Here is a 20,473-nt window from a genome sequence, read left to right as displayed (position 1 = left end):
GGTCTTCGATAGGCTCCTTGACGGAAGCGCGCGAACCAGTGAACGAGCGGTCGCGCGCAATTAAAAAAGCCGCCGCCCCGGCATTCGGGGCTAGCGGCTCGACGATGATGCTCGCATTGCGCCTCATGCTCGGAACGGCACCGGTGGACCCGGTCAAGCGGCCGTCAGAGCTGGCGCAGCGGAGAAAAATATGGGGAGGACAGGCACTCATTGCGGCCCAATATAACGCGCATCAAAGCGCTTGTACAGCCTCCAGAATTTCGTCGACGTGGCCCGGCACCTTGACGCCGCGCCACTCCTGGCGCAGCACGCCAGCGGCGTCGATGAGGAACGTGGAGCGCTCGATTCCCCGCACCTCTTTGCCATACATTTTCTTCATTTTGATGACGGCAAAGAGGGTGCACAGCGTTTCTTCCGGATCTGAAATCAGCGGGAAGGGTAGTTCGAGCTTGGCCTTGAAGTTGTCATGCGAACGCAAGCTGTCGCGCGACACGCCGATCACTTCCGCGCCGGCCTTCTTGAACTTCGGATACAGATCGCGGAACTGCAGACCTTCGGTCGTGCAGCCCGGCGTGTTGTCCTTCGGATAGAAATACAGCACCACCTTCTTGCCCCGCAGCTTTGACAGCGTGATTTCGCCGCCCGTCGCGGCGGCGGTGAAGTCGGGGATGGGTTGGTCGACTGCGATGGACACGAGGTTCTCCGGTGGTTGGGGCCGGCGTCGCTAGGTGCCGCGGCGTCGGCCGGCCTGTCGTCGAGGTTGTTGTTGTTCGGGGATTCGGTCGGCGTGCGGCCTTGCCGTTGCCTTGCGGCGGCCGATTGGACGGCCACGCGGCGAACGGGCAGGCATCAAGCGGCGTGCTTACCGACGACGACTTTCGCACCGCGCCGCGGCCCTTCAGGGCTGGACGATCAGTTCGCCGGAGCGCCCCGGAATCTCACCCCACGTAACAGGGTACGATGGCAGCGTGTCGCGGTCTAGCGTGGCGTAGTAATCGCCCATCGTGGCGAACGTGTGGCCCTGCGCGCGCCAGCCTTCGAGCAACTGTTCGAATACCGGCGCGAGCTTCTGTCCTTCGAGTTCCGCGTGCAGCGTGAACACCTGGTCGTGCGGATTTTTTTCGGTTTGTTTCAGCATCCACGCGGCGACGTTGTGCGTGTCGACACCATCGACACCCAGCACTTCGTCGAGCGTCGGCAGCGTGGTCGGCATCTGCACGTGCTTGAGCGTCTTGCCGTCGACCACCGGCAGATACGGCGAATGGCCGCGACCATCAGACGCGTAGTGCATGCCCCACGCGTCGATCTGCTCGAACGCGTGGCCGTTCATCTGCCAGCCCGCCGCGCCGTGCGTGACGGGCGGCGTGCCGAATACCTCGATGAAGCGCGCGTGGCTCTGCTGCATTTGCGCGACGGTCCACGCGCGATCTTTGGCGCGCACGTTGTCCTGCCAGTACACGTGGTCCCAGGTATGGATGCCGCACTCGAAGCCGGCTTCGTGGATCGCGCGCATCTCGGCCGCGGCCTTCGCGCCGATGTCCGGACCGGGCAGCAGCACGCCGTACATCAGCTGTTTGACGCCGTAATGCTCGACCACCGACGTGCGCGACACCTTCTTCAGAAAACCCGGCCGCAGCACGCGGCGCATCGCCCAACCGGTGTGGTCGGGCCCGAGGCTGAACAGGAAGGTGGCGCGCGCCTTGAAACGGTCGAAGATGCGCGCGAGATTCGGCACGCCTTCGCGGGTGCCGCGCAGCGTGTCGACGTCGATCTTCAGGACGATGCGAGCCAAGGATGCGCCCTTATTGCTGTTCGACGAGTGCGCGGGCGTCCGCGACGTGGCCGCGATACGCTTCGAAAATCTTGCGCAGCGCTTCGTCGAAAGTCGACGTGGGTGCCCAGCCGAGTTCCTGCTTCGTGTTGTCGATCTTCGGCACGCGGTTCTGCACGTCCTGATAGCCGTTGCCGTAGTACGCGCCCGACGACGTTTCGACCAGTTGCACTTTCTTGGCCGAGTCCGCGTATTCGGGGAATTCGGCCGCAAGTGCCAGCATCTTGTGCGCGAGCTCGCGCACCGAGAAGTTGTTGGTCGGATTGCCGATGTTGTAGATCTTGCCGGTGGCGACGCCGTTCTTGTTCTCGATGATCTTCATCAGCGCGCTGATGCCGTCGTCGATATCCGTGAATGCGCGCTTTTGCGCGCCGCCGTCGACGAGGCTGATGTTCTCGCCACGTACGATGTGGCCGAGGAACTGCGTGACCACGCGCGAGCTACCTTCCTTCGGCGTGTAGATCGAGTCGAGGCCCGGGCCGATCCAGTTGAACGGACGGAACAGCGTGAAGTTCAGGCCTTCCATGCCGTAACCCCAGATCACGCGGTCCATCAGCTGCTTCGAGCACGCGTAGATCCAGCGCGGCTTGTTGATCGGGCCGTACGACAGCTGCGATTCTTCCGGATCGAACTGCTCGTCCGTGCACATGCCGTAGACCTCGGAGGTCGACGGAAACACGAGGTGCTTGCCGTACTTGACGGCCGAACGCACGATCGGCAGGTTCGCCTCGAAGTCGAGTTCGAACACGCGCAGCGGCTGCTTCACATAGGTTGCGGGCGTGGCGATCGCGACGAGCGGCAGGATCACATCGCACTTCTTGATGTGATATTCGACCCATTCCTTGTTGATCGTGATGTCGCCTTCGAAGAAGTGCATCCGCTCATGATTGACGAGGTCGCCGAGACGTTCGGTCTGCATGTCCATCCCGAACACTTCCCAGTCGGTCGTTTCGAGAATGCGTTTGGACAGGTGATGGCCGATAAAGCCATTCACACCCAGAATCAGGACTTTTTTCATGAATGAGATTGGATGAGCTGGGCGAATTTCGCCGGACTGACGGCAGTCTCGCCGCCATCGTGCTGGTGCCGCAATTCGCGGATGTTGATTGCGCGGCCGTCGCCGCAAATTGCGAAAACGGCATTATCGCTTACGTGCAGGCCCGGGGGCAAATCCGAGCGGAGCGCGCCGGGCACGGCCAGACGCGCGCGTGCGACGATGAAACGATGGCCGTTCAGATCCGTGAAAGCGCCCGGATACGGCGGTGCGACCGCGCGGATCAGGTTGTAGACCTGCTGCGCGGACTGGCTCCAGTCGATGCGGCCGTCTTCCGGTTTGCGCCCGCCGTAGTAGCTGCCGTGCGCGAGATCGTTCGGCAGATGCGGCGCCTCGCCCGCGAGCAGCGCCGGCAGCACGCGCCAGAGCGTTTGCTCCGCGGCGACCGTGACCTTGTCGAAGACCTGCGCGGCGGTGTCGTCGGGCAGGATCGGCACCGGTGTTTGCGCAATGATCGCGCCGGCGTCGGGTTTCGCGGCCATTTCGTGCAGCGTCGCGCCGGTTTCGCTCTCGCCGTTGAGCACCGCCCAGTTGGTCGGCACGCGGCCGCGATACTTCGGCAGCAGCGAGCCGTGCATGTTGTAAGCGCCCCGTGCGGCGATCGCGAGCAGATCGGGCGGCAGCATGTGGCGGTAGTAGAACGAGAAGATGAAGTCCGGCCGCGCGGCGCTCACCGCGCCGCGCAGTTCCGGGCTCTTCGGATCGGCCGGCGTGACGACGGCGATGCCGTGCTCGGCCGCCACCGATGCCACGCTGCCGAACCAGATGTTCTCGCTCGGGTTGTCTTCGTGCGTGACGACGAGCGCGACGTCGACGCCGCGCGCGAGCAGCACCTGCAGGCAGCGCACGCCGACGTTGTGGTACGCGAATACGACGGCGCGCGGCTTCATGGCTGGTGTCCCTGATCGGCGACCGGCACCGGCTGCACGCCTTGCGCGACGGTCTGACGCGGCGTTTCGGCGACGGCGCCGCCGTCGCGTTCTTCGAGAATGGTCTGCACCAGATAACGCGGCCGCGCACGCACCTGCTGATAGATCCGGCCGATGTATTCACCGAGCAGGCCGAGCGCGAAGATGATCACGCCGAGCAGGAAGAAGGTGATAGCGAACAGCGTAAACACACCTTGAACTTCCGCGCCGATGATGAAGCGCCGAATCAGCAGCAGGACGAACAGCGCCGCGGAGCCTAGCGACAGGATCACGCCGATGAACGACAGCCATTGCAACGGCACCACCGAGAAGCCGGTGACGAGGTCGAAATTCAGGCGGATCAGCGAGTACAGCGAGTACTTCGACTCACCGGCGAAGCGTTCTTCGTGCGCGACCTCGACTTCCACCGGATTCTGCGCGAACGTGTACGCGAGCGCGGGGATGAACGTGTTGATTTCGCCGCAGCGGTTGATCGTATCGATGATGTGACGGCTGTACGCGCGCAGCATGCAGCCCTGGTCGGTCATCTTGATGCGCGTGATGCGCTCGCGCAGATGATTCATCGCGCGCGACGCCTTGCGGCGCCACAGGCTGTCCTGACGCTGCCGACGGATCGTGCCCACGTAGTCGAAGCCCTCGCGCATCTTCGCGACGAGCTTGCCGATTTCCTCGGGTGGATTCTGCAGGTCGGCGTCGAGCGTGATTACGATGTCGCCGCGCGACTGCTCGAAGCCCGCGAGAATCGCCATGTGCTGGCCGTAGTTGCCGTTCAGCAGGATCACGCGCGTCGTGTCGGGCCGCGCGCGGAACTGCCCGGCGAGCAGCGCCGCGGATTTGTCGCGGCTGCCGTCGTTGATGAAGATCACTTCATAACCGGTGCCGAGCGCATCGAGAGCCGGATAGAGGCGCGCGAACAGCGCGGCCAGTCCGGCTTCCTCGTTGTACACCGGAATGATGATCGACACTTCCGGTGCGACGGCGCGATGTTCCGAATAAGTCATGTCCGCTTACTTTCCGTAGTGTTCGCAAATTTCGTTGACCGCGCGGCACACGCGCTCGACGTCGCCTTCGTTCATCAGGGTGAAGAGCGGCAGCGTGACGGTGGTGGCGCCGAAGCGTTCGGCGTGCGGGAACATGCCTTCCTTGAAGCCGCGCGCGCGGTACAGGGAAAACAGGTGCAGCGCAGGGTAGTGCACGCCCGAGCCGATGCCGCGTTCCTTCAGTTCGCCCATGAAGCCGGCGCGGTCGATCGACAGTTTTTCGAGCGGCAGCGTGATCTGGAACATGTGCCAGTTGCTGTTTTCGAAGTCCGCGACGGGCAGGCCGACGCCGAGCTTCACGGCCGCGCCGCCTTCGAGCTGCGCGAAGTACGCGCGCACGAGCTTCTTGCGCTGTGCGATGAAGCGCTCCAGATGCGGCAGCTGGCCGAGGCCGACGCGCGCGGCGACGTCGGTCAGGTTGTACTTGCCGCCGAGCACGTCGCAGTCCATGCCGTCGAAGCCGGTGCGCGTGATGCCCTGCAGCCGGTATTTTTGAGCGAGCACCGCTTCTTCCTCGTTGTTCAGGACGAGCGCGCCGCCTTCGACCGAGGTCAGGTTCTTGTTCGCGTGGAAGCTGAACGACACGATGTCGCCGAGCTTGCCGATGCGCTCGCCGTTCCAGGTCGAGCCGAACGCCTGCGCGGCGTCTTCGATCACGCGCAGCTTGTGCTCGCGGGCGATCGCGTACAGACGGTCCATGTCGACCGGCAAGCCGGACAGGAACACCGGCAACAGTGCCTTGGTGCGCGGCGTGATGGCTTTTTCGAGCAGATCGAGATCGATGTTGCGCGTGACCGGGTCGATGTCGGCAAGCACCGGCGTCGCGCCGGTTTCGAGGATCACGTTGCAGGTCGACACCCAGGTGGCCGGCGTCGTGATGACTTCGTCGCCGGGACCGACGCCGGCGATGCGCAGGCCGATTTCGAGCGTCGCCGTGCCGGAATTGAACGTGCGCACCGGGCGGCCGCCGCAGAACTCAGACAGCGCTGCCTCGAACTTCTGGTTCTGCGGGCCGGTGGTGATCCAGCCGGAACGCAGCACGTCGGCGACGCCCTGGATCGTTTCCTCGTCGATCTCGGGTTTGACAAACGGCAAAAACGGGACTTGTGACTGGCTCATGAATGCATCGCTCGATTGAAAGGGGCGCGGCCCGACGGGCGCGAAGTAAACCACAAACTACGCGCAAACCCAAGGCCGCGGCGGAAAAAACGCAACCGTGCAGCTTACCGCGCCCTACCTTACGTCAGGCTTAGGCGGCTCGTGCGCGGCGCGGGTTCCTGCGCGAGGCCCGGCCGCCTAGCTGCGCGCGAGCACGACCACGCCGACCAGAATGATGCCGATGCCGACCAGCTTCTGCACCGACATCACCTCGCCGAACAGGTACCACGCGGCGATCGCGTTGACCACGTAGCCAAGCGATAGCATCGGATACGCGATCGACACGTCCACACGCGAGAGCCCGATGATCCATACCGCCACGCTGATCACGTAGCAGGCGAGCCCGCCGATGATCGGCGGCTGGGTTGCCAGCTTGAAGCCGATGGGCAGGATGTTCGCACGGGTGAATTCGAAGTGTCCAACGGCATTCGTGCCGGCCTTGAGCAGCAGCTGCGCGCCGGCGTTCAGCGTGACGCCGGCGAGGATGCAGAAGAGGGAAATCGGGTTCATCGAACGGTCTGGTTCTCGAGAGGATTAGGACTTTGCCGCGGGCGTGGAGGCGGGGGCAGCGGCGGCGGGAGCCCCGTCGGCGAGCGGCTTCATCACCACCACGCGACGCGGATCGCGCGCGATCACCTGCATCGGCACGCCTTGCTTGACGAGGCGCTCGTAAGTCGGCGGCGGGATCAGCGCGAGCGCGTAACGATCGGCCTTCCAGCGCTCGATCCACGCTTGTTCCGTCGGCACCCATTTTTGCGGCTCGACGGACACGCCGAACGCGAGCTCGTCCGGGTGCGCGACCATGATCATCGTGTGGCCGATGTAGAACGGCAGCGTGTGGTCGAGCACGCCGACCGAGTAGAACGGCGTGTCGGGCGGCAGCTGCGCGAGTTTTGCCTTGATCGCGGACGCGAGCGGCGCGCCGGAGCTCAGGCGTCCGAACACGTCGTGGCCGGTGCCCGCGATCGTGGCGAGCAGCAGCCAGCCCGCGCCGAACGCGGCGAGGCTGCCGAGGCCGACCCGCGCGTTGGCGCCCACGCCATCCTCGCCGCGGCGGTTCAGCCACAACGCGACCAGCGTGAGCACGAAAGCCACGGCCAGCCCGGCGAGCACCCACACGCGGAATTCGGCGTACAGCGCGGCCGGATTACGCTGGGAGCCGAGGCGCGGCAGGAACAGCGCCGCAAACGCGGCGACCACGAAAAACAGCGCGTAGCCCGCCAGATGCCGGCGCAGCTGCTCGCGCGTGACGAGCGGCAGGTACATGCCGATCAGCATCGCGATCGGCGGCGCGATCGGCAGCGTGTAGGACAGCAGCTTCGAGTGCGACGCGCTGAAGAACAGGAAGATGAAGACGATCCACGTGAGCATCAGCGTGACCGGCGCGAAGCCGTTCGGCTGGCGCGGCTGACGCCACGCGTGGCGCACGCTTTGCACGGTTACCGACAGCCACGGCAGGAAGCCCACCAGCAGCACCGGCACGAAGTAGTAGAACGCGCCGGGGCGATTCTGCTCGGGCGTCAGATAGCGCTTGAACTGCTGGACGACGAAGAAGAAGTTCAGGAATTCCGGATTGCGCTGCTGCACGAGGACAAACCACGGCGCGACGATCGCGAAAAAGACGATCAGGCCGCTCACCAGGTGAAGCCGCTTCCACAGCGCCCAGTCGCGCGCGATCAGCGTGTAGAGCACCAGCACCGCGCCCGGCAGGATCAGCCCGACGAGGCCCTTGGAGAGCACCGCCAGCGCCATCGACGCCCAGCACACCCACATCCAGCCGCGCACGCACGGCAGGCGCAGGTTCGGACGCTGCGCGAGCAGCAGCGCGCACAGCGTGAGGGTCATCCAGAACGACAGGCCCATGTCGAGCGTGTTGAAGTGGCCCATCAGGTTCCAGTACGGCGCGCAGGCGAGCACGAGCGCCGCGAACACGCCGGTCGCCGCGTTGAACACGCGCGCGCCGGTGAAGCCGATCAGCAGCACGCCGGCGAAGCCCGTCAGCGCGGTATAGAGGCGCGCCTGCCATTCGCCGATGCCGAACCACGCGAACGTCAGCGCGTTCGCCCAGGTTTGCAGCGGCGGCTTCTCGAAGTACTTGTAGGCGTTGTAGCGCGGCGTGATCCAGTCGCCGGTCAGGAACATTTCGCGCGCCATTTCGGCGTAGCGGCCTTCGTCGCTCGGCAGCAGATGGCGCCAGCCGAGCGGCACGAACCAGATCACGGCGAGAACCAGCACCAGCAACAGGATTGCGGTGCGGTTGAGCGGTAGCCTCGACGGCGTATCGTTCATGAAATATCAACCCTTCTTGTTATCGACGACGCGCGCACGGGCGCGGCGCGGGGGCCAGAACGGGGCCGGCGCCGGCGCGGGCTCGCGCGGGATGCGCCGGCGCCGGGCCCGCTCAGGCTTCGATCAGCAACGCGGCCGCGACCTTGCGGCCCTCGGCCATCAGAATGTTGTAGGTGCGGCAGGCGGCCTTGAAATCCATCGTTTCGACGCCGATGCGTTTCGCGGTGAGCGCGGCGGTCAGCCGCGGGTGCGGAAAGCGCAGCCGCTCGCCACTGCCGAACACGACCACTTCGGGCGCGGCGTCGACCAGCATCGCGAAATGCTCGGCGCTCAGCCGCTCGAACGACGAGACGGGCCAGGGAATGACCGGCGCGTCCGGCAGCACGAGAATACTGCCCGCGTGACGCACCAGATTGATTTCGACGTAGTCGGCGCCGTAGCCGGTAACGGTATTCAGCGCGCCGCTGGAATCCTGATGTAATTTCAAATTGGTTTTCCGAAGTCGTCGTGAGACGTCATGCGTATTGCCGGCCTGGATGCACGTCGCACAGGCCGCGCGGTTCGACGCGTGTGACACACGAGAAGGCCGAAAAGGCTTGCCGTTGCGGGTGGTGCATTGCGGAAGTCGGCCAAAATCCGCTAAATTATAACTTTTTAGCCGCCTTGCGGCGCCCCTCGCTCAAGTGCCGCCACAAGCCGCGCTGGGCGCATCGGCGTGGCCCACCGGCTACCTGTGCTGGCATCGCCCGCTTTCGCTGCGTTTTTTTCCCGCGCCGGAACCCGGAAAGCCGCGGCCGCTCGACAGTTCGACCCCATTTCGCAGTTGGCCGCCTTCGCTGGCGCCGCCGCGTCCGAATTCCCGTATCGGTGAATCCGAGCGGCCCGGTGACGTCAGCCGGGCCCCGTTTGCCCCAAGGTTTGCCCCAGCCATCAACCAGGATGAAGTGCCCGCCGTGAAACCGATTCTCAAATCCAACAAATTGTTGAATGTCTGCTACGACATTCGCGGGCCCGTCCTCGAACACGCGAAGCGGCTCGAAGAAGAGGGCCACCGCATCATCAAGCTGAACATCGGTAATCTGGCGCCGTTCGGTTTCGAGGCACCCGATGAAATCATTCAGGACATGATCCTGAACCTGCCCAGCTCGTCGGGCTACTCCGATTCGAAGGGCGTGTTCGCCGCGCGCAAGGCGATCATGCACTACACGCAGCAAAAGGGCGTGCACGGCGTCGAGCTCGACGACATCTACATCGGCAACGGCGCGTCCGAGCTGATCGTGATGGCGCTGCAAGGCCTCGTCAACGACGGCGACGAAGTGCTGCTGCCCGCGCCTGACTACCCGCTGTGGACCGCCGGCGTGAGCCTCGCGGGCGGCACGCCGGTGCACTACATTTGCGACGAGTCGAATAGCTGGATGCCCGACCTCGACGACATCCGCGCGAAAATCACGCCGAACACGCGCGCGCTCGTCGTGATCAACCCGAACAACCCGACCGGCGCGCTCTATTCGGACGAACTGCTGCTCGGCCTGATCGAGATCGCGCGCCAGCACGGCCTCGTGATCTTCGCCGACGAGGTGTACGACAAGATCATCTACGACGGCAAGAAGCACACGTCGATGGCGTCGCTGTCCGAAGACGTGCTGACCGTTACGTTCAACAGCCTGTCGAAGAGCTACCGCTCGTGCGGCTACCGCGCCGGCTGGATGGCCATTTCGGGCCTGACCGGCGAGAACCGCCGGCTCGCGAAGGACTATCTGGAAGGGCTCGGCATCCTCGCATCGATGCGGCTGTGTCCGAACGTGCCCGGCCAGTATGCGATCCAGACCGCGCTCGGCGGCTATCAGAGCATCAACGACCTGATCGTGCCGAGCGGGCGCCTGTACAAGCAGCGCGAGCTCGCGTATGAGATGCTCACGTCGATCCCCGGTGTAAGCTGCGTGAAACCGGAAGCGGCGCTGTACATGTTCCCGCGCCTCGACCCGAAGGTGTATCCGATCCAGAACGACCAGCAGTTCATCCTCGACCTGCTGCTCGAAGAGCGCGTGCTGCTCGTGCAGGGCACCGGCTTCAACTGGAAGACGCCGGATCACTTCCGCGTCGTGTTCCTGCCGAACGTCGACGACCTCGCGGATTCGATCAACCGGATCGCGCGCTTCCTCGATGGCTACCGCAAGCGTCACACAGCCTGAGCCGGCCTCGCGTACGATGTGGCGCGTGACGCGGCGCATCAGGCGCGCCGCTCGTGCCACCTCAGACACCCTTTTCAAACCTCTAATAGAAACACACGCTGCATGGAACCGATCAAAGTTGGACTGCTGGGCTTCGGCACGGTAGGCAGCGGCACCTTCACGGTACTGCGCCGCAATCAGGAAGAAATCAAACGTCGCGCGGGTCGCGGTATCGAGATTGCGCGTATCGCCGTGCGCAACCCGGCCAAGGCGACCGCGGCGCTCGGCGGCGAAGCCGGCAGCGTGGCGCTGACCGATGACTTCAACGCGGTCGTCGACGATCCGTCGATCGCGATCGTCGCGGAAATGATCGGCGGCACCGGCATTGCGCGCGACCTCGTGCTGCGCGCGATCAACAACGGCAAGCACGTGGTCACCGCCAACAAGGCGCTGCTCGCCGTACATGGCACGGAGATTTTCGAGGCGGCGCGCGCGAACGGCGTGATGGTCGCGTTCGAAGCGGCGGTGGCGGGCGGCATTCCGATCATCAAGGCGCTGCGCGAAGGCCTGACGGCGAACCGTATCCAGTACATCGCCGGCATCATCAACGGTACGACGAACTACATCCTGTCGGAGATGCGCGACCGCGGGCTCGATTTCGCCACCGCGCTGAAGGCCGCGCAGGAACTCGGCTACGCGGAAGCGGACCCGACCTTCGACATCGAAGGCGTCGACGCCGCGCACAAGGCGACGATCATGAGCGCGATCGCGTTCGGCGTGCCGGTGCAGTTCGACCGCGCGTACGTCGAGGGCATCAGCAAGCTCGCCGCGATCGACATCAAATACGCCGAGGAACTCGGCTATCGCATCAAGCTGCTCGGCATCACGCGGCGCACCGACAAGGGCATCGAACTGCGCGTGCATCCCACCCTGATTCCGGAAAAACGCCTGCTCGCGAACGTGGAAGGCGCGATGAACGCGGTCGTCGTGCATGGCGACGCGGTCGGCACGACGCTGTACTACGGCAAGGGCGCGGGCGCGGAGCCGACGGCGTCCGCGGTGGTTGCCGATCTGGTCGACGTGACGCGTCTGCACACGGCCGACCCCGAGCACCGCGTGCCGCATCTGGCGTTCCAGCCGGACAGCCTGTCGAACACGCCGATTCTGCCGATCGAAGAAGTCACGAGCGGCTACTACCTGCGCCTGCGCGTCGCCGACGTGACCGGCGTGCTCGCCGACATCACGCGCATTCTGGCGGACACCGGCATTTCGATCGACGCGCTGCTGCAGAAGGAATCGGAACTCGTCGACGCGAACGGCAAGGGCGAAACCGACATCCTGCTGATCACGCACGAGACGGTCGAAAAGCAGGTCAACGCCGCGATCAAGTCGATCGAGGCGCTGCAGACCGTCGTCTCGCAAGTCACGAAGCTGCGCATGGAAGCGCTGAACTAGGCCGAACTATGAACTACCTCTCCACGCGCGGCGCCGGAGCCGGCGAGCGCCATACCTTCTCCGACATCCTGCTCGGCGGTCTCGCGAAAGACGGCGGCCTGTATCTGCCGGCCGAATATCCGCGCGTCACCGCGGATGAACTTACGCGCTGGCGCACACTGCCGTACGCGGATCTCGCGTTCGAGATCCTGTCGAAGTTCTGCGACGACATCCCCGCCGACGATCTGCGCGCGCTGACGCGCAAGACCTACACGGCCGCGACCTACTGCAACGTGCGCGACGACGAAAGCGCCGCGCAGATCACGCCGCTGAAGACGCTCGGCGTCGAAGACGGCGCGCCGCTGTCGCTGCTCGAACTGTCGAACGGGCCGACGCTCGCGTTCAAGGACATGGCGATGCAGCTGATCGGCAACCTGTTCGAGTACGCGCTCGCGAAGCACGGCGAAACGCTGAACATTCTCGGCGCGACCTCGGGCGATACCGGCAGCGCCGCCGAGTATGCGATGCGCGGCAAGCAGGGCATCCGCGTGTTCATGCTGTCGCCGCACAAAAAGATGAGCGCGTTCCAGACCGCCCAGATGTACAGCCTGCAAGACCCGAACATCTTCAACCTCGCGGTGGAAGGCGTGTTCGACGACGCGCAGGACATCGTGAAGGCGGTGTCGAACGATCACGCGTTCAAGGCGAAGTACAAGATCGGGACGGTCAATTCGATCAACTGGGCGCGGGTCGTCGCGCAGGTCGTCTATTACTTCAAGGGCTACTTTGCCGCGACGAAGTCGAATGACGAGCGCGTGTCGTTCACGGTGCCGTCGGGCAACTTCGGCAACGTCTGCGCGGGTCACATCGCGCGCATGATGGGTCTGCCGATCGAAAAGCTCGTCGTCGCGACCAACGAAAACGACGTGCTCGACGAGTTCTTCCGCACCGGCATCTACCGCGTGCGCAAGGCGGCCGAGACGTATCACACGAGCAGCCCGAGCATGGACATCTCGAAGGCGTCGAACTTCGAGCGTTTCGTGTACGACCTGCTCGGCCGCGATCCGGCGCGCGTGCTGCAACTGTTCCACGACGTCGAGGAAAAGGGCGGTTTCGACCTCGCGGCGAGCGGCGACTTCGCGCGCGTGAGGGAGTTCGGTTTCGTGTCCGGCAGCAGCAACCACGACACCCGCGTCGAGACGATCCGCGACGTGTTCCAGCGCTACGACACGATGATCGACACGCACACGGCCGACGGCGTGAAGGTCGCGCGCGAGCATCTGCAACCGGGGATTCCGATGATCGTGCTCGAGACTGCGCAACCGATCAAGTTCGGCGAGACGATCCGCGAAGCGCTGCTGCGCGAACCGGAGCGGCCGGCCGCGTTCGCGGGGCTCGAATCGCTGCCGCAGCGCTTCGAGGTCGTACCCGCGGATGCTCAGCGGGTGAAGGACTTCATCGTCGCGAATGCCGGCGAATAAGTGCGACCGGCGAGGGCAAGCGGGCCGTGTGGGCTGTTTTCGGCTCACGCGGCATCCCGACGCCCACGCCCGCACTACGAAAAAACGCTGGCCGCACCCCTCGCCGCCACGCAGCGAAAATCACAAAAAACTCTCCATGACGCCCGGCCGCCCAGGCTAACGGCATCGGCCGCTACAATGTTCTTTTAACCTGCGGCTTCGACACTCCAGATGTCCACACCCACGCCCCGTGCTCCGATGCTCGCCACTGCCGATGCGTTGGCGATCCTGCTCGACGCCGCGCGAGCGATCGACGGTATCGAAACGCTGCCGACGCTCGACGCGCTGAATCGCGTGCTCGCCACCGACGTCACCTCGCCGCTCGACGTGCCGCCGATGCACACGAGCGCGATGGACGGCTACGCAGTCCGTATCGCCGATCTCGCGCACGGCAGCCGCCTGCCGGTCTCGCAACGGATTCCGGCCGGCCATGCGCCGGCGCCGCTCGCGCCCAATAGCGCCGCACGCATCTTCACCGGCGCGACGATGCCCGCTGGCGCGGACGCGGTCGTGATGCAGGAGCAGACCGAGGTGGCCGGCGACGAGGTGACGATCGTGCATCGTCCGCAGGCGGGCGAGTGGATCACCGCGCAGGGCGCCGATATTCGCGCGGGCTCGGTGATCCTGCCGGCCGGCACGCGGCTCACGCCGCAGGCGTTGGGGCTTGCCGCGTCGGTCGGATGCGCGCAGCTCGAGGTGCGCCGTCGCGTGAAGGTCGCCGTGTTTTTCACCGGCGACGAACTGACGATGCCCGGCGAGCCGCTGAAGCCCGGCGCGATCTACAACTCGAATCGCTTCACGCTGCGCGGCCTGCTCGAGAAGCTCGGCTGTGACGTGACCGACTACGGCATCGTCGTCGATCAGCTCGACGCGACCCGTGCAACGCTGCGCGAGGCCGCTGAGGCGCACGATCTGATTCTCACCTGCGGCGGCGTGTCGGTCGGCGAGGAGGATCACGTGAAGCCGGCGGTCGAGGCCGAAGGGCGTCTGTCGATGTGGCAGATCGCGATGAAGCCGGGCAAGCCGCTCGCATTCGGCGCGGTGCGCCGTGGCGCGGCGGGCACGGCCGAAACGTTTTTCATCGGCCTGCCCGGCAATCCGGTGTCGAGCTTCGTCACGTTCCTGCTGTTCGTGCGTCCGTTCGTGCTGCGGCTGGCCGGCGTGCAGGCGGTCGCGCCGCGCGCGCTGTCGCTGCGCGCGGACTTCACGCAGGGCAAGGCCGATCGCCGCAACGAATTCCTGCGCGCGCGCGTCAACGCGGCCGGCGGGCTCGAACTGTTTGCCAATCAGAGCTCGGCCGTATTGACGTCGACCGTGTGGGGCGACGGCCTGATCGACAATCCGCCGAACCACGCGATCAGCGCCGGCGAAACCGTGCGCTTCATTCCGTTTTCCGAACTGCTGAACTGAGGCAGGCTATCCGAGGCATGCGCGGCATGCGCGGCACAAACCGGCGGTATCCCGATGAAGATTGAACTTCGATACTTTGCGAGCGTACGTGAAGCGCTCAATACCTCCGACGAAACCGTCGAGGTGCCCGACGGCATCGCGACCGTCGGCGACGTGCGTGCGTGGCTGCGCGTGCGTGGCGGCATCTGGGCCGAGACGCTCGCCGAAGGCCGCGCGCTGCGCATGGCCTGCAACCACGTGATGACCGACGCGAGCACGCGTATTACCGAGGGCTGCGAGGTCGCGTTCTTTCCGCCCGTCACCGGCGGCTGAGCCGCGCTCACGCCCATCATCACGTTCACGCCAGCCACAAAAGCCCTCAGGAGTCACCCATGCCCGTTCGCGTCCAGACCGAAGACTTCGACCTCAGCGCCGAGGTGGCCGCGCTGCGCGCGCGCAATCGGAGGATCGGCGCGGTCGCGTGCTTCGTTGGCACCGTGCGCGACCTGAACGAGGGCAGCGCGGTCGAGACGATGGAGCTCGAATACTATCCGGGCATGACGGAGAAGTCGCTCGAGGCGATCGTCGAGCGTGCGCGCGAACGCTGGCCGGGCATCGAGGTGCTGATCGTGCATCGTGTCGGCAAGCTGTATCCGCTCGATCAGATCGTGCTCGTGGCGACGACGGCCGCGCATCGCGGTGACGCGTTTGCGTCGTGCGAATTCGTGATGGACTATCTGAAGACCGAAGCGCCGTTCTGGAAGAAAGAGAAAACCGACGCGGGCGAGCGCTGGGTCGACGCGCGCGTGACCGACGATGCCGCGCTCGCGCGCTGGGGCATCGCATCGGGAAACCAGACGGCGGAGTAGCCGAACCGCGGGCCATGGCGCTGCGGTGGCGCACGCGGCGCGTTTGTGTCAGGCGGGTCGGCGCCGACCCACGTTCACTGGTCCCGTGAGCGTCCGATGATCGGCACGGGAAACGGCTCCCCAGCCGGCCGCGACGGCTGCTCGCCATCGTCGTCAGCATCGCGGGGCCGACGCTTCGGCGCCACCCGCTCGAGCAGCGCTTGCTGCTCCGCCGGAATCGTGTAATCCCAGCCGTAACGGCTCAGCTGCAGACTCTGCGCAATCCGTAGCGCCGGCTCCATGAAACGGACCGCCGCGGCCGGTTGATAGCGCGATTCGACCGTATCCAGGAACAGGTACAGCCAGCGGCTGAAGTGCTGCGGCTCGATGCCTTCGAGCGGCTGATGCACCTGCTGCACGTTGCCGCGATACTGCTTCGCGCCGAGCACGAGGCTGTTCCAGAACGTGCACATCTTCGGCAGATGGTCGTCCCAGCGGCCCTCGAGCTTCGCGTCGAAGACCGGACCGAGCAGCGGATCGGCGCGCACACGATCGTAAAAGCCGTAGACGAGCTCGCGGATATTGGCCTCGGTGGGTTCGGCCGCGCGTTCGACCGGTGGCGCGGCGGGGAAAGACGGATTCATGCGGATTCCAGAAAAATACGTTTGCCGATGGCGGCGGCTTAACTGAACTTCGAACCCCCGTTTTTCTAACAAACGGTTGATGCGGAAAAAGCTACTATTGCTATCCAACGCAGTTTTGCAACGCGATTCGAGCAACGACCCGCCAGCCAATGATGTTAGGGCGCGGCGCAGGTCGACCGCAACTCTTGCGTCGACGCGGTTATCGGGCACGTTCAATGCGTTTGCTCGCAGCTTTTCAAGCTATATCGGGACTTATGAGACTCACCGACTATACGGATTACTCACTGCGCGTGCTGCTGTACCTCGCGGTGCGGGGCGACGGATTATCGACGATCCAAGACATTTCGGAAGCTTACGGCATCTCGAAGAACCATCTGATGAAGGTCGTGCAGCAACTGGGCGAACTGGGCTGGGTCGAAACCGTGCGCGGCCGCAACGGCGGGTTGCGGCTCGCCGCACAATCGCTGTCGCTGACCGTCGGCGACGTGGTGCGGGTCACGGAAAGCGACTTTGCGCTGGTCGGCTGTCTGCCGGACCGGCAAGGCCAACAGCGGCCTTGCGTCATCACGCCGCACTGCCGGCTGCGCGGCGCGCTGCAGGCGGCGAACCTCGCTTTTCTCGCCGAACTCGATCGCTTTACCATCTGCGAAGTCGCGCAACCGAAAAGTCCGCTCGCGGCATTGCTCGGGTTGGGACCCAACGTTCAGAGGGTGCCGCTGCCGATTCCGGTGGCATCGGATGGCACGCGTGGCGGCAGTTCGGCGACGTTGGGCCACAAGAGCTAGGACATCGGGTCGGCTCCAGGGTGCGCAAACCCGTCCGGCCGCCTCACCGGGGAAGGATCGCGGCAGTTCTTGCGCTCAAATGTTAAATAGTTGCGACCGAGGCCAAAAAAGCGCTTGAAACCCTAATAAATCGCCTCATTTTGGTGGTAATCGAAATTGGAGGTCTCTTGATGAGAATCGACAAACTCACCACTAAATTCCAGGAAGCACTCGCGGACGCCCAGAGTCTGGCGGTCGGCCACGACAATCAGTACATCGAACCCGTTCACGTGCTGGCGGCACTCGTCGCGCAGCAGGACGGCTCCGCTCGCTCGCTGCTATCGCGCGCCGGCGTGCATGTACAACCTCTACAGACCGCACTGAACGACGCAATCACGCGGCTGCCCCAGGTGCAAGGCACTGACGGCAACGTGCAGATCGGCCGTGAACTGACCGGTCTGTTGAACCAGGCCGACAAGGAAGCGCAGAAGCTCAACGACACGTTCATCGCGAGCGAAATGTTCCTGCTCGCGGTCGCCGACGACAAGGGCGACGTGGGCCGTCTCGCGCGCGAGCACGGCTTGTCGCGCAAGGCGCTCGAAACCGCGATCGCCGCGGTGCGCGGCGGCTCACAGGTGCATAGCCAGGACGCCGAAAGCCAGCGCGAAGCGCTGAAGAAATACACGATCGACCTGACCGAGCGCGCCCGCGCCGGCAAGCTCGATCCGGTGATCGGCCGCGACGACGAAATCCGCCGTTCCATCCAGATCCTGCAGCGCCGCACCAAGAACAACCCGGTGCTGATCGGCGAGCCGGGCGTTGGCAAGACCGCGATCGTCGAAGGACTCGCGCAGCGCATCGTCAACGGCGAAGTGCCGGAAACGCTGAAGAACAAGCGTGTGCTGTCGCTCGACATGGCCGCGCTGCTCGCGGGCGCGAAATATCGCGGCGAGTTCGAAGAGCGCCTGAAGGCCGTGCTCAACGACATCGCGAAGGACGAAGGCCAAACCATCGTCTTCATCGACGAGATTCACACGATGGTCGGTGCCGGCAAGGCCGAGGGCGCGATGGACGCGGGCAACATGCTGAAGCCGGCGCTGTCGCGCGGCGAACTGCATTGCGTCGGCGCGACCACGCTCGACGAATACCGCAAGTACATCGAGAAGGATGCCGCGCTCGAGCGCCGTTTCCAGAAGGTGCTGGTGGACGAACCGTCGGTCGAGGCGACCATCGCGATCCTGCGCGGTCTGCAGGAGCGCTATGAGCTGCACCACGGCGTCGACATCACCGACCCGGCGATCGTCGCGGCGGCGGAGCTGTCGCATCGCTACATCACGGACCGCTTCCTGCCGGACAAGGCGATCGATTTGATCGACGAAGCCGCCTCGAAGATCAAGATGGAAATCGACTCGAAACCGGAGGAGATGGACCGGCTCGACCGGCGTCTGATCCAGTTGAAGATCGAACGCGAGGCGGTGAAGAAGGAGAAGGACGAAGCGTCGCAAAAGCGTCTGCAACTGATCGAAGAGGAAATCGAGCGGCTCAACCGTGAATATTCGGACCTCGAAGAAATCTGGACCGCCGAAAAAGCAGCGGTGCAGGGCAGCGCGCAGTTGAAGGAAGAGATCGAGAAGACGCGCGCGGAAATCGTGCGTCTGCAGCGCGAGGGCAAGCTCGAGAAGGTCGCCGAACTTCAGTACGGCAAGCTGCCGGGGCTCGAAGCGCAGTTGAAGGAAGTCACGCGCGCCGAAGCCGAGGAGCAGAACAGTCCGAAGCGTCCGCGTCTGTTGCGCACGCAGGTCGGCGCGGAAGAGATCGCCGAAGTGGTGTCGCGGGCCACCGGTATTCCGGTGTCGCGCATGATGCAAGGCGAACGCGAAAAGCTGCTGCAGATCGAGTCGAAGCTGCATGAGCGCGTGGTCGGCCAGGACGAGGCGATCAGCGCGGTCGCCGATGCGATCCGCCGCTCGCGGGCGGGTCTGTCGGACCCGAACCGCCCGTACGGCTCGTTCCTGTTCCTGGGGCCGACCGGCGTCGGCAAGACCGAGCTTTGCAAGGCGTTGGCGTCGTTCCTGTTCGATTCGGAAGATCACCTGATCCGTATCGACATGAGCGAGTTCATGGAGAAGCACAGCGTCGCGCGTCTGATCGGCGCGCCGCCGGGATACGTCGGCTACGAGGAGGGCGGCTATCTGACCGAGGCCGTGCGCCGCAAGCCGTATAGCGTGATCCTGCTCGACGAAATCGAGAAGGCGCATCCGGACGTGTTCAACGTGCTGCTGCAGGTGCTCGACGATGGCCGCATGACCGATGGCCAGGGCCGCACCGTCGACTTCAAGAACACGGTGATCGTGATGACCTCGAACCTCGGCTCGCAGGTGATCCAGGCGATGGTCGGCGAGCCGCAGGAAGCGGTGAAGGACGCGGTGTGGGAAGAGGTGAAGCTGCACTTCCGGCCCGAGTTCCTGAACCGGATCGACGACGTCGTGGTGTTCCATGCGCTCGATCGCTCGAACATCCAGTCGATCGCGCGGATCCAGTTGCAGCGTCTGCACGAGCGGCTCGCGAAGCTCGACATGCAACTGGTGGTATCGGATGCGGCGCTCGAGCACATCGGCAAGGTCGGCTACGACCCGCTGTTCGGTGCGCGGCCGCTGAAGCGCGCAATCCAGCAGGAGATCGAGAACCCGATCGCGAAGCTGATTCTGGCCGGCAAGTTCGGTCCGAAGGATGTCATTCCGGTCGAAGTGGACGACGGTCAGCTGCGGTTCGAACGCGTCGTGCACTAAGCGCGATGGCCTGATGACGCGACGGGGCGGCGGTAGTCGAGTCGCTTCCACCAACGTTAAGAAACCGGCAACGAAGGCGACTTCGTTGCCGGTTTTTTTGTCCGCCGTTTTCAAACCGGGCGTCGACCTCGACCGGCAGCCTGCGCCGCCGTCAGCGCATCGCGCACTGCGTGCTCAAGCGTTGCCCTTATTGCCGAGCAGCGCCGACAGGCCGCCGAGCGCGCCGAGCACCGTGGTCGCGTTCAGCTTGCCATCGGCCGGCACTTCGCCTTCCGGCGTGGCCGCGTTGACGACGTGCGGCAGGATCTGCGACAGCAGACCCGTCACCTGATCCGGCTGGACGCCGGCCTTGGCGGCGAGGCCGCTCACGGCCTCGGAGCCGAGCACGTTATGCAGCGCGTCGGGCGCGATCGGCTGGTTTTCGCCGTTGCCGACCCACGACGACACGACGTCGCCGAGGCCCTTTTCCTGGAAGCGCTGGATCAGGCCGTTCAGGCCACCAGGCTGGTTATTGACGAATTCGAGCGCGGCTGCGATCAGCGCTTGCTGGCCGCCGCCTTCTGGCGATTTGCCAAGCAGGGAACCGATGGTGTCGAGTAGGCTCATGACGGTC

The 20,473-nt window shown here is 64.7% G+C and carries 19 protein-coding genes; 8 read left to right on the top strand and 11 right to left on the bottom strand.

Going from position 1 to position 20,473, the window contains the following annotated elements; genetic code table 11:
- Positions 1 to 232: 232 nt before the first annotated feature.
- The 9 genes from AB3X96_RS06245 to AB3X96_RS06205 all read right to left on the bottom strand — a co-directional run bounded on the left by AB3X96_RS06245 (position 233) and on the right by AB3X96_RS06205 (position 8,788).
- Entirely contained in the window at positions 233 to 694 is a 462-nt protein-coding gene (locus tag AB3X96_RS06245) for a peroxiredoxin (protein ID WP_368589002.1), read from the bottom strand.
- A 204-nt stretch (positions 695 to 898) separates the two neighbouring features.
- Positions 899 to 1,792, bottom strand: a complete 894-nt coding sequence (locus tag AB3X96_RS06240; protein WP_013089321.1) for a polysaccharide deacetylase family protein — start codon at positions 1,790 to 1,792, stop codon at positions 899 to 901.
- A 10-nt stretch (positions 1,793 to 1,802) separates the two neighbouring features.
- Positions 1,803 to 2,849 (bottom strand): bifunctional UDP-4-keto-pentose/UDP-xylose synthase, encoded by a 1,047-nt coding sequence (locus AB3X96_RS06235; protein ID WP_176108676.1) that lies wholly within the window; start codon positions 2,847 to 2,849, stop codon positions 1,803 to 1,805.
- Complete coding sequence (locus AB3X96_RS06230) at positions 2,846 to 3,775, bottom strand: formyltransferase (RefSeq protein WP_368589001.1); 930 nt, start codon at positions 3,773 to 3,775, stop codon at positions 2,846 to 2,848. Before AB3X96_RS06230 ends, AB3X96_RS06235 begins: the two co-directional genes overlap by 4 nt.
- Positions 3,772 to 4,815 (bottom strand): glycosyltransferase, encoded by a 1,044-nt coding sequence (locus AB3X96_RS06225; protein ID WP_176108674.1) that lies wholly within the window; start codon positions 4,813 to 4,815, stop codon positions 3,772 to 3,774. The genes AB3X96_RS06230 and AB3X96_RS06225 overlap by 4 nt, the downstream gene beginning before the upstream one ends.
- A 6-nt stretch (positions 4,816 to 4,821) precedes the next feature.
- A complete protein-coding gene (locus tag AB3X96_RS06220; RefSeq protein ID WP_368589000.1) occupies positions 4,822 to 5,973 on the bottom strand; it encodes a DegT/DnrJ/EryC1/StrS family aminotransferase in 1,152 nt (383 codons plus the stop codon).
- A 177-nt stretch (positions 5,974 to 6,150) separates the two neighbouring features.
- Positions 6,151 to 6,522, bottom strand: coding sequence for an SMR family transporter (locus tag AB3X96_RS06215; protein WP_013089326.1), 372 nt, complete (start codon positions 6,520 to 6,522; stop codon positions 6,151 to 6,153).
- A gap of 24 nt (positions 6,523 to 6,546) precedes the next feature.
- Positions 6,547 to 8,301, bottom strand: a complete 1,755-nt coding sequence (locus AB3X96_RS06210; protein ID WP_368588999.1) for a glycosyltransferase family 39 protein — start codon at positions 8,299 to 8,301, stop codon at positions 6,547 to 6,549.
- A gap of 112 nt (positions 8,302 to 8,413) precedes the next feature.
- Positions 8,414 to 8,788, bottom strand: a complete 375-nt coding sequence (locus AB3X96_RS06205; protein WP_176108671.1) for an Mth938-like domain-containing protein — start codon at positions 8,786 to 8,788, stop codon at positions 8,414 to 8,416.
- A 457-nt stretch (positions 8,789 to 9,245) separates the two neighbouring features.
- Between AB3X96_RS06205 and AB3X96_RS06200 the strand changes: the two genes are divergently transcribed.
- The 6 genes from AB3X96_RS06200 (at position 9,246) to AB3X96_RS06175 (ending at position 15,684) form a co-directional block, all read left to right on the top strand.
- A complete protein-coding gene (locus AB3X96_RS06200) occupies positions 9,246 to 10,493 on the top strand; it encodes a pyridoxal phosphate-dependent aminotransferase (protein WP_368588998.1) in 1,248 nt (415 codons plus the stop codon).
- 102 nt (positions 10,494 to 10,595) lie between these two features.
- The gene (locus tag AB3X96_RS06195) at positions 10,596 to 11,927 is read left to right on the top strand and encodes a homoserine dehydrogenase (protein ID WP_368588997.1); all 1,332 of its coding nucleotides are present in this window, start codon (positions 10,596 to 10,598) and stop codon (positions 11,925 to 11,927) included.
- A gap of 8 nt (positions 11,928 to 11,935) precedes the next feature.
- Positions 11,936 to 13,387 carry a threonine synthase gene (gene thrC, locus AB3X96_RS06190; RefSeq protein ID WP_368588996.1) on the top strand — a complete coding sequence of 484 codons (1,452 nt, stop codon included), beginning with the start codon at positions 11,936 to 11,938 and terminating at the stop codon, positions 13,385 to 13,387.
- Positions 13,388 to 13,624: 237 nt separating this feature from the next.
- Positions 13,625 to 14,836 carry a gephyrin-like molybdotransferase Glp gene (glp, locus tag AB3X96_RS06185; protein ID WP_368589073.1) on the top strand — a complete coding sequence of 404 codons (1,212 nt, stop codon included), beginning with the start codon at positions 13,625 to 13,627 and terminating at the stop codon, positions 14,834 to 14,836.
- Positions 14,837 to 14,890: 54 nt separating this feature from the next.
- On the top strand, positions 14,891 to 15,148 hold the full coding sequence (gene moaD / locus AB3X96_RS06180; RefSeq protein ID WP_176108666.1) for a molybdopterin converting factor subunit 1: 258 nt from the start codon (positions 14,891 to 14,893) through the stop codon (positions 15,146 to 15,148).
- Positions 15,149 to 15,207: 59 nt separating this feature from the next.
- Positions 15,208 to 15,684: a molybdenum cofactor biosynthesis protein MoaE gene (locus AB3X96_RS06175; protein WP_368588995.1), complete on the top strand. Its 477-nt coding sequence runs from the start codon at positions 15,208 to 15,210 to the stop codon at positions 15,682 to 15,684.
- A 74-nt stretch (positions 15,685 to 15,758) separates the two neighbouring features.
- Here the strand turns inward: AB3X96_RS06175 and AB3X96_RS06170 are convergent, their stop codons facing one another.
- Positions 15,759 to 16,307: a group III truncated hemoglobin gene (locus AB3X96_RS06170; RefSeq protein WP_368588994.1), complete on the bottom strand. Its 549-nt coding sequence runs from the start codon at positions 16,305 to 16,307 to the stop codon at positions 15,759 to 15,761.
- A gap of 254 nt (positions 16,308 to 16,561) precedes the next feature.
- Between AB3X96_RS06170 and AB3X96_RS06165 the strand changes: the two genes are divergently transcribed.
- Both AB3X96_RS06165 and clpB read left to right on the top strand, forming a co-directional pair.
- Entirely contained in the window at positions 16,562 to 17,092 is a 531-nt protein-coding gene (locus AB3X96_RS06165; RefSeq protein ID WP_368588993.1) for an Rrf2 family transcriptional regulator, read from the top strand.
- Between the two features lie 170 nt (positions 17,093 to 17,262).
- Entirely contained in the window at positions 17,263 to 19,860 is a 2,598-nt protein-coding gene (clpB, locus tag AB3X96_RS06160) for an ATP-dependent chaperone ClpB (protein WP_368588992.1), read from the top strand.
- Between the two features lie 174 nt (positions 19,861 to 20,034).
- Here the strand turns inward: clpB and AB3X96_RS06155 are convergent, their stop codons facing one another.
- On the bottom strand, positions 20,035 to 20,466 hold the full coding sequence (locus AB3X96_RS06155; protein WP_176108661.1) for a YidB family protein: 432 nt from the start codon (positions 20,464 to 20,466) through the stop codon (positions 20,035 to 20,037).
- Positions 20,467 to 20,473: the final 7 nt, after the last annotated feature.

Source organism: Paraburkholderia sp. BR13439 (assembly GCF_040948805.1).
Classification (GTDB): Bacteria; Pseudomonadota; Gammaproteobacteria; order Burkholderiales; family Burkholderiaceae; genus Paraburkholderia; species Paraburkholderia youngii.
Note: the sequence above shows the minus strand (reverse complement) of the source record. Positions and strands in the feature narration are given on the sequence as shown.